We start from the raw sequence: 8,573 nt of genomic DNA on the forward strand, positions 1-8,573 counted from the left end.
GACAAAACTCACACAACCCTGATTCTCTCGTAGGTTGGGTGAGCGCTAGCGTAACCCAACAGAATATAGGCTAGAGTTGGGTTCCACGTTGTTTCACCCAACCTACTAAAAAAGATTTGTCAGTCAACCAGGTTGCAACATCCCCATGGGTTTAGAAACCGATGCTGGAACGAGGGGAATTCAAGTTGTGGTTTATAGGCGATATTAGAGAATTCAGCACCGATTTGCCCCATACTCAACGCAGCCACTTGTTAGAGGATGCTCATTTAAACGACGCTTCAGGAATTTTGAAATCTATCGTTGTCTTGGCCTAAAATCTTCGATAATCCTGACCTTCTGTGCATTTTCATCGTTGGAGAATAGGAATAAGTCTATAGTATTTCAGGCTTCTAAAATGCTGGCATCGAGAGTTGTGAAATGGGCGATCGCTCAGCGTGTAGGCATATCAGGATTTATTCATTTGCTCTGAATAAAAGTTCTTAAAATTGATTGTCACATTCCTCATATTTAAGGCTATATTTTTATATATAGTGAAAGCTAGAGTTGTATTTAAATAGCTGAAAAACCTCTAGTCTGTGGTAAGGATATTTAGATGAGCGACGAACTCCCAACAACCCCGTTAACAGGAAAAGCTCTCCTGCAAAAGGTGAAAGAGCTATCCAATGTGCCTAGGCGTGAAAAAGCAAAGCGCTGCGGATATTACACAGTTGGCAAAAACAATCAAACTCGCGTAAATCTGGCTGACTTCTTTGAAGCGGTGTTAGCAGCAAAGGGGACCCAATTAAGTACCGAAAGCGTTAAAGATGGTCGTGGGCGCGAGCCGACGTATCGTGTGAGTGTTCACAGAAATGGTCAACTTGTCATTGGCTCAACTTATACAGAGAAAATGGGGCTGAAACCCGGTGATGAATTTAAAATCAAACTGGGGTATAAGCATATCCATTTGATCCAAGTTGATGCGGATAAAGATGATGATGAGGATTAACGCCTGCTTGGTAACGCAGGACTTTGTTTTCCCATCAATCAGACTACCTTTGGTCGGACATTCCAGGGTAAGAATTGATTGAGACGCTTTTTCAATCTGATAGTCTGACGGCGATCGCCTTTTTTGGATTCTGGGTTGGCCTGTGGCTACCCATTGCAGTTCCAGTGGCGATCGCTCTTCAATGGCGACCGTTCCAATCAATCACACCCACGCAAAAGCTGCCTCTAGTTTTAACGCTTTACACCGTTGCGCCTTTAGCTCTTTGGATAGTGAATCATGCTACAGATCGGTCGTGGGCAAGCTACGGCTGGGGGTTCAATGTCCAACTCCTGGCTTCCTGGGGGATCGGGCTTCTGGTCGGGATTGTAGGATTACTGTTGGCCTATGGGCTGCAAGTGCGCCTAGGATGGCTGAATTGGGTATGCTCTAACGAAGGCTCTAAAAGTTTAACCCTGGATGCGATCGCCCAAACAGCAGGACTGACGCTGCTTTTAGCCACAGTGGTTGGAGCGGTTGAAGAGCTAATTTTTCGAGGATTTTTGCTGAACTGTTTGCAAGGGAGTGCGGGGATTGTGACAGGGGCGATTGCCAGCAGTGCCATTTTTGCCCTCTTGCATCTCGTTTGGGAAGGGCGGAAAGGGCTGTGGCAACTGCCAGGACTCTGGTTGATGGGGATTGCTCTCGTCCTGGCTCGCAGTGTAGATCAGGGTCAGCTTGGCCTGCCGTGGGGACTCCATGCAGGTTGGGTGTGGGTGGTGGCGAGTCTAGATGCGCTGCCTGGGATGAAACCATCCGGTCAGGTTCCGGACTGGGTGACGGGAATGGCGGGACATCCCCTCGCCGGAATGGTGGGAATTGGGTTCATGCTGCTGATGGCGATCGCCCTTTACGTCATCGATCGAGTCGGACTCATTGGGGCAATGGGCTGATCCGAACCAGGGTGACGGGATTAATCGGCGCAAAGCGAGTTAAGGATGCGACGGGCACCGATCGGGCAAGCTGCACCTGGAGAAATTGGGCTTGCCACTGGTCAGAGCGGCGATCGAGCCAAGCCGTGGTGCGACTGAGGTGTTCCAGGGTGGCGATCGCCAAGACGATGATCCCCGCAGGGCGCAAGCGGTGTCGGCTGTAATCTAAGATTTTTTCCAACTGTCCGCCACTGCCACCAATGAAGATGCGATCGGGATCGGGTAATGCATCCAGCTTGTCGGGTGCGGTTCCGTGAATGCTCGTCAAGTTTTGCAGCTTGAACTTAGCGGCATTTTGGTGGATGAGGGTTACGCCAGTCGTCGTTTTTTCCACGGCATACACCTGGGACGTGGGACACAGGCGGGCAATTTCTACAGCGACAGATCCCGTTCCGGCTCCCAAATCCCACACCGTTTGTCCGTCTTGCAATGCGAGTTCCGCCAGAGCCAACACCCGCACATCCCGCTTGGTGATCAAATTGGGGCGATCGCTGAAGCTGTCGAACATTGAATCCGCGATTCCGAATTTTGGGAGAGCGGCAAGGTCAACCGCAGTGGAGTCTGCTTGTCGTAACAAAATCACGACATTGAGCGGCGAAAATGATGAGTCTGCCATCTGAGTTAACTGATCTGGCGCGAACTCATGGACGTGCTCGGTATCCGCTCCTAAATCCTCACACACCCAAATCCGATAGCGCCCAGCCAGATCAGCAGCGCATACCATGCGGGCGATCGCCTGGGGCGTATTTACTGCATCCGTCAGAATCGCAAGCTTTTCTACCTGTCGTTGGATGGCGTTTAGCAACAGGTCAGGCGATCGCCCATGAGCGCTCACGACCTCCGCATCCTGCCAGGGAACTTTGATACGGCTGAAGGCAAGCTGAATCGAGCTAGGACAGGGGTGAAAGGTAATGTCTGAGGCGGGAATCTCCGTCAGCAGGAGCCGACCCAGCCCAAAAAAGAGGGGATCGCCAGAGGTCAAAACGACCAGGTAGGTACCGGGATCAGAGTCCTGAACTTGGGCAAGCCAGCGCTGAATTTGGGCGATCGCCTCTGCCAGATTTCCCAGCCGAATTTTTTCACCGAGATTATTAGTAACGTAACCTAAATGGCGATCGCTCCCCACGAGGACAGAGGCTTGATGCACAAGGGACTGAAGCGATGGGGAAAGGCCAGCCAATCCGTCCATTCCGATCCCGACCACGTGAATGCGCGTCATTCCCCGGACTCCAGACCGTCCCAGGCCAGTAGGGTGAGGGCATTGACGATGCCTGCGGCGACGGCTGATCCCCCTTTGCGTCCTTGTATCCGAATCTGAGGCACCGCAACCTGGGCAAGACGCTGCTTCGACTCCACCACCGCAATGAATCCTACCGGAACCCCCACTACCAATGGCGGATAGTGCTCGGACGATTCCATCTGATCACAAAGGGCGATCAGGGCGGTGGGGGCATTGCCAATCACATACACAGCATTGGGATACTGATCCCAACAGTGGAGCAATCCGGTTTCGGTGCGAGTTTTACCCGGTAGCGCATCCTGAGCCTGCTCAACTGCGGCAATGATTGGGTTGCCAAAGGTTTTTGCCATCAGGGATTGGATGCCCTGTTTCACCATGCCGACATCGGTGACAATGGGACAGCCGTTTTGGATCGCCTGAAGGCCGGAGGCGATCGCCCCTTCGCTGAACACGATCAGATCTTTGAACTCAAAATCCGCCGTGCTGTGAATCACCCGCCGCACGATGGCGTATTCCGCTGGGGTGAATGGATGGGAGCCAATTTCCCGGTCGATTACAGCAAAGCTTTGCACCAAGATCGGATGATTCAACGACGCCATGTCTACTCGCGCTAAAAACTATCCCTGAAAAAACTTTCCGGGAATTTCTCCGTAATCATCATAATCGGCTCTCGCTTCGAAAACACGCGGTAGGTGCGCGATAGCAATGCCTCGTCTGGACTAATCCTGAAATAGGAGGCCAATGATCCCGCAGGTTCCTTGGCGGTATCGATAATTTCCTTAAAGGTTTCCAGCTTGTGTTCTAGCCAGAGCCGACCGAGGGGCGTTTGCGACACTAGGAGTTCTTGCTTGAAGGTTTCCTCTAGGCGATCGGGTACGAGAAACGACTCCGCATAAATGAAGTTGCGCCGACTAATCTTGCCTTGGAGCAGAATCCGCCGATCAATCACATCCATCCCCGTTTCGACCTCTAGGGGAGCGATCGCCTGTTCCAGGGAGTAGGAACGCTCCGAGAGTTTGACTAAATGGATTTGCTCGCACAGATACGCGGCCAAAATTTCGGTCAGAGTGCCATCCGTAGTCAACAAAATTCGCTGAAAACGACTGAGGACGGATGGATCAATGTAGTCGCGGGTGAGGGCTTTTTGAACGTCTAGGGCAGGATGGATGAACGGCGTCATGGCAGATTCGTTTTCCAGATTTGAGAACACTAGGGTAATGGGCGACATCAAACCAACTAGGTATGATTACTCTTTCCATTGTGCCGCGAAAAATGGCTTGATTCCGATCTGCATAGACGAATGACCGAGCGACTTTTTTCTCTGCTTCCCCTATCAGTAATTCAACCGCCTGAAACAGTTTCTGCTCTAACAACTCTGCGGCGAGACGCTCCGGCGGAATACCCATAGTTTCCGCTTGTTGCCGGATAGCCGTAAAAACCGGATCACTGAGTTCTAGAGTCAGAGTTTGGCTCATAAGACTATTACGGTACAGCTAGACCATAATTATGGACTCATAAATTGGTGTAGTACGAGATAGAACTATTAATCAGAAACCCCTAAGAAAATCAATGCTACAACGCACTACGCGTTGTATCACTACATCACAGTATGGTGTCACAGCGTTGCCAATCGTTCCAGCAATAGTTGGTAGAATCCTGCGGCATCGGCGGAGCGCAGCACATGGGCATTGGGCGATCGCTCCCCCACATTCCAAATATCCACAATCGTTTGTCCTATGGCCTGTTCGCTCTGCAGCTCCACGGCAACGTGAGCCGGATGTCCCGTAAACAGTTCGGGTTGAATCAGGTATGCAATCACGCAGGGATCATGGAGCGGACTGCCCGGAATACCGTAGCGCTCGGCATCAAAGGTTCCGTAGTGGGCAAGCAGGGCGGCGGCGGCCTTAGCAACGGGAGTGGCGATCGCCTCTATAGCGGTTAAACGTTCCGGTGTGGTCAGGACTTGATGAGTCACATCCAGGCTAATCATCGTCATCGGGACACCGCTGGTCAGCACAACATGAGCCGCGTGGGGATCGACGTAGATGTTGAATTCAGCCGTGGGGGTCACGTTACCGTGGGTGATCGCTCCCCCCATCATCACAATCTCCCGAATGTTTTTAAGAATGGCGGGCTGCTGAATCATCGCAACGGCTAAGTTGGTCAATGGCCCTAGGGTAGCGATCGTGATCGGTTCCGGGGCATTGATCAGCGTATCGATCAAAAATTCCACGCCATGCCGAGGGTGAAGCGGTACTGAGGGAGAGGGCAAATCTACCCCCTCTAATCCGGTTTCGCCATGCACCTCCTCTGCCGTGGTGAGCGATCGCACCAAGGGCCGAGGGCATCCAGCCATAACCGGGATATCTAACCGATTTGCCAACTCACAAATCTTGCGGGCGTTGGTGTGGGTATGGTGGAGCGGCACATTTCCAGCCACGGTGGTAATGCCAAGGATCTCTAACTCTGGCGAGGCAAAGGCCAACAAAAGGGCGATCGCGTCGTCAACACCGGGATCACAGTCAATAATCAGCGGTAGGGTCATAGGTAGGATTCACAAACTATCCGTCATTTTCAGCGATTTTGAGGGACACACATCACGCCTGCAATTATTTCCATATCTGTCGTTTTTCCTCTACTTATCACGGACGCTGAGGCAGACTTCTTGGTTACAAGTATTCAAATGGTGGCGAACGAAATGGAGCATGGACGCATTCCGATGGAAACGATGGATAAGGTGGCTCGGTTTGCAATTGGCCTGTAATGCCTAAAACGGTTCCGGAGGTAGGTCTGGAGAGGTAATTTTAGGAGCAAGCAGTCCCTCCTGTACAGCTTGCTATACCTCCCATAGACCAGGATTCCCCATACAGATATGAGGACGTTTTGCTAACGTATCGGACAAATCCACGCGCTAAGATGACTCTGCCAGCCTATTTCGTTGACTTATGAAACTGAGCCTCTGGGGCGATCGCCCCTCATCCCCAACCGATGAATTTGGAACGCTCACAACGTCAACCAAGTTAGCCTACGGAGTCGGAACCATCGGGATTTCAATGACGGGAAATATCCTGGCCTTCTTCGTCATGTTTTTCTTCACCGATGTGGTCGGCTTGCCCCCCTACTTAGCGGGCAGCATCTTGATGATTGGCAAGATCACCGATGCTATCAACGATCCGATCATTGGCTGGTTGGGCGATCGCACTCGATCGCGGTGGGGGCGTCGCTATCCCTGGATTATTTTTGGGGCGATTCCCTTTGGTCTCAGCTTTGCCTTTTTGTGGATTGTGCCCGATTGGAATCAGTGGGTACTGTTTAGCTATTACGCCTTCATGGCCGTGGTCTATAACACCGCTTACACAGCGGTTTTTCTACCCTACGTTGCCCTCACCCCGGAACTCTCCCAAGACTATAACGAGCGCACCAGCCTCAACTCCTTTCGGTTCACCTTTGCCATTGGCAGTAGTCTCCTTTCCCTAGTAATGGCACAGGCGATTTTTCATTGGGTTCCGAACCCGCGCAACCAGTTCATGGTGTTGGGGTTATGCACCGTGGCGATCGCCTTGGTCTCCCTTTACTGGTGTGTCCGGGGAACCTGGAACCGGATCATGGGGAGGGCAACGCAAATGTCCGTTGTGGAACACCACACCTCCCTGTCTCTTGGACGGCAGTTTCGCACCATTCTCCGCAACCGTCCGTTTCTGTTGGTGATGGGCATTTATCTCTGTGCCTGGTTAAGTGCCCAACTTACTGCGGTGATCATGCCCTACTTTGTGGTGAGTTGGATGCGCTTACCGTCTGAGGCATTTACTCAATTTGCGCTGTCGGTGCAGGGAACGGCACTGCTGATGCTGTCGGTCTGGAGTGGGATCAGTCGGCGACTGGGAAAACGCATGGCTTATATGATGGGCATCAGTTTGTGGGTGATCGCCCAAGCCGGATTGTTCTTCCTGCAACCGGGACAATCTGGGTTGCTTTATGCCCTAGGGGTGCTGGCGGGCTTCGGCGTTTCTACGGCTTATCTGATTCCCTGGTCGATGCTGCCCGATGTGATCGACCTGGATGAACTGCGGACAGGGAAGCGGCGCGAAGGCGTGTTCTATGCCTTCATGATCATGCTGCAAAAGGCAGGGATTGCCCTGGGGTTATTTCTCATCGGTGTGGCGCTGTCCTGGGCGGGGTACATCGAAAGTAGCCCCGGTGAGCCAACCCCCGTTCAGCCCGATTCGGCCCTATGGGTGATTCGGCTGGTAATTGGGCCGTTTGGAACGCTGATTTTACTGGGAAGCTTGGTGTTGGTTTACTTCTACCCAATTACCCAGGAACTCCACGCGAATATTCGCCAGCGACTTATGGTGCGTCATCAGCGGGATTCAGCGGCGGCCAAGGGGTCGGAATGAAGGCTGTTTGGACAGCGGCGATCGCCCCAGGATCTCACGAAAGCATTTGCACGTTGTCGGATTTTGTCCCCACCGTGTAGCGTTGAAATAGGCTCAATTATTTGGATAGACGGTCACGGTTCGGGAACATGGTTAAACGCTCTGGAGCAGTTTTGGGATTAATGGTGTCGTTGGTGCTAACGTCGTGCGCCAATAGCCCTCTGGGGCAACAAGTGTCGCGATCGATCGCCGCCGATCCAGAGTTAACGACGGAAAGCCCTAGCCCAGACGCAACGCCTACCCCCGAAGTAACCGCTTCGCCCACCGAAGTGCCCCAAGCCGAACAACCCTCGCCCAGCCCAACGCCCCAAACTCCGGAGGAGGCAGATCTGGCGAACCTCTCCCCCAAAGACTTTACGGATTTAGACCAAGCCCCGGAGGAACTCCAGGGGTATGTAAAAGACTTAGCCGAGCTGGGTATCCTCACACCCAAAGGGTCGGGCGATCAGGGGCTACTGTTTGCCCCCAATGATCCAATCTCGCGGCGAGAGTTTGCCCAATGGCTGATTACGGCCAATAACCGACTGTACAGCGATCGCCCCGAAAATCGGATTCGGCTAGGCGTGACCACGGCTGATCCGGTCTTCCAAGATGTGGCCAGTACCAGCCCCGACTTTGCCTACATTCAGGGTCTGGCGGAGGCGGGAATTATCCCCAGTCGTCTCAGCGGGAGTGCCACCACCACCACCTTTCGTCCCGGTGCGCCCCTTACCCGCCAAGATGCCCTACGCTGGAAAGTACCCCTAGACGTGCGGAAACCGTTGCCAACGGCCACCGTCGATGCCGTGCAGCAAACCTGGGGCTTTCAAGATGCCAACCAAATTGATCCCAATGCCCTCAAAGCGGTATTGGGCGATTATCAAAACGGCTCCCAGGCCAACATTCGTCGCGCCTTTGGCTACACCACCCTCCTCCAGCCCCAAAAATCAATCACCCGTGCTGAA

At 52.9% G+C, this 8,573-nt stretch carries 8 protein-coding genes; 4 read left to right on the plus strand and 4 right to left on the minus strand.

Annotated elements, in window-relative coordinates; translation table 11 throughout:
• Positions 1–592: 592 nt before the first annotated feature.
• On the plus strand, positions 593–985 hold the full coding sequence (locus IGR76_14455; protein MBF2079679.1) for an AbrB family transcriptional regulator: 393 nt from the start codon (positions 593–595) through the stop codon (positions 983–985).
• Positions 986–1,089: 104 nt separating this feature from the next.
• Positions 1,090–1,914, plus strand: a complete 825-nt coding sequence (locus tag IGR76_14460; GenBank protein MBF2079680.1) for a CPBP family intramembrane metalloprotease — start codon at positions 1,090–1,092, stop codon at positions 1,912–1,914.
• On the opposite strand, the gene cbiE is transcribed toward IGR76_14460, so the two are convergent.
• The 4 genes from cbiE to IGR76_14480 form a co-directional block, all read right to left on the minus strand.
• Positions 1,895–3,172 carry a precorrin-6y C5,15-methyltransferase (decarboxylating) subunit CbiE gene (gene cbiE, locus IGR76_14465; GenBank protein ID MBF2079681.1) on the minus strand — a complete coding sequence of 426 codons (1,278 nt, stop codon included), beginning with the start codon at positions 3,170–3,172 and terminating at the stop codon, positions 1,895–1,897. The genes IGR76_14460 and cbiE overlap by 20 nt on opposite strands.
• Entirely contained in the window at positions 3,169–3,792 is a 624-nt protein-coding gene (locus IGR76_14470; GenBank protein MBF2079682.1) for a cobalt-precorrin-8X methylmutase, read from the minus strand. The genes cbiE and IGR76_14470 overlap by 4 nt, the downstream gene beginning before the upstream one ends.
• 11 nt (positions 3,793–3,803) lie before the next feature.
• Complete coding sequence (locus tag IGR76_14475; protein MBF2079683.1) at positions 3,804–4,373, minus strand: DUF98 domain-containing protein; 570 nt, start codon at positions 4,371–4,373, stop codon at positions 3,804–3,806.
• Between the two features lie 435 nt (positions 4,374–4,808).
• Entirely contained in the window at positions 4,809–5,738 is a 930-nt protein-coding gene (locus tag IGR76_14480; protein MBF2079684.1) for a nucleoside hydrolase, read from the minus strand.
• Positions 5,739–6,138: 400 nt separating this feature from the next.
• On the opposite strand from IGR76_14480, the gene IGR76_14485 reads away from it, so the two are divergent.
• Both IGR76_14485 and IGR76_14490 read left to right on the plus strand, forming a co-directional pair.
• Positions 6,139–7,590, plus strand: a complete 1,452-nt coding sequence (locus IGR76_14485) for an MFS transporter (GenBank protein ID MBF2079685.1) — start codon at positions 6,139–6,141, stop codon at positions 7,588–7,590.
• A gap of 128 nt (positions 7,591–7,718) precedes the next feature.
• Positions 7,719–8,573, plus strand: an 855-nt coding sequence (locus IGR76_14490) for an S-layer homology domain-containing protein (GenBank protein ID MBF2079686.1), incomplete at its 3' end; no start/stop codon positions are given.

Source organism: Synechococcales cyanobacterium T60_A2020_003 (genome assembly GCA_015272205.1).
Taxonomy (GTDB): Bacteria; Cyanobacteriota; Cyanobacteriia; order RECH01; family RECH01; genus JACYMB01.

What these genes read in the sequence shown, in the direction of transcription:
- IGR76_14455 (MBF2079679.1), top strand. Translation starts at nt 593, where the DNA reads ATGAGCGACGAACTCCCAACAACCCCGTTAACAGGAAAAGCTCTCCTG.
- cbiE (MBF2079681.1), bottom strand. Translation starts at nt 3,172, where the DNA reads ATGACGCGCATTCACGTGGTCGGGATCGGAATGGACGGATTGGCTGGC.
- IGR76_14470 (MBF2079682.1), bottom strand. Translation starts at nt 3,792, where the DNA reads ATGGCGTCGTTGAATCATCCGATCTTGGTGCAAAGCTTTGCTGTAATC.
- IGR76_14475 (MBF2079683.1), bottom strand. Translation starts at nt 4,373, where the DNA reads ATGACGCCGTTCATCCATCCTGCCCTAGACGTTCAAAAAGCCCTCACC.
- IGR76_14480 (MBF2079684.1), bottom strand. Translation starts at nt 5,738, where the DNA reads ATGACCCTACCGCTGATTATTGACTGTGATCCCGGTGTTGACGACGCG.
- IGR76_14485 (MBF2079685.1), top strand. Translation starts at nt 6,139, where the DNA reads ATGAAACTGAGCCTCTGGGGCGATCGCCCCTCATCCCCAACCGATGAA.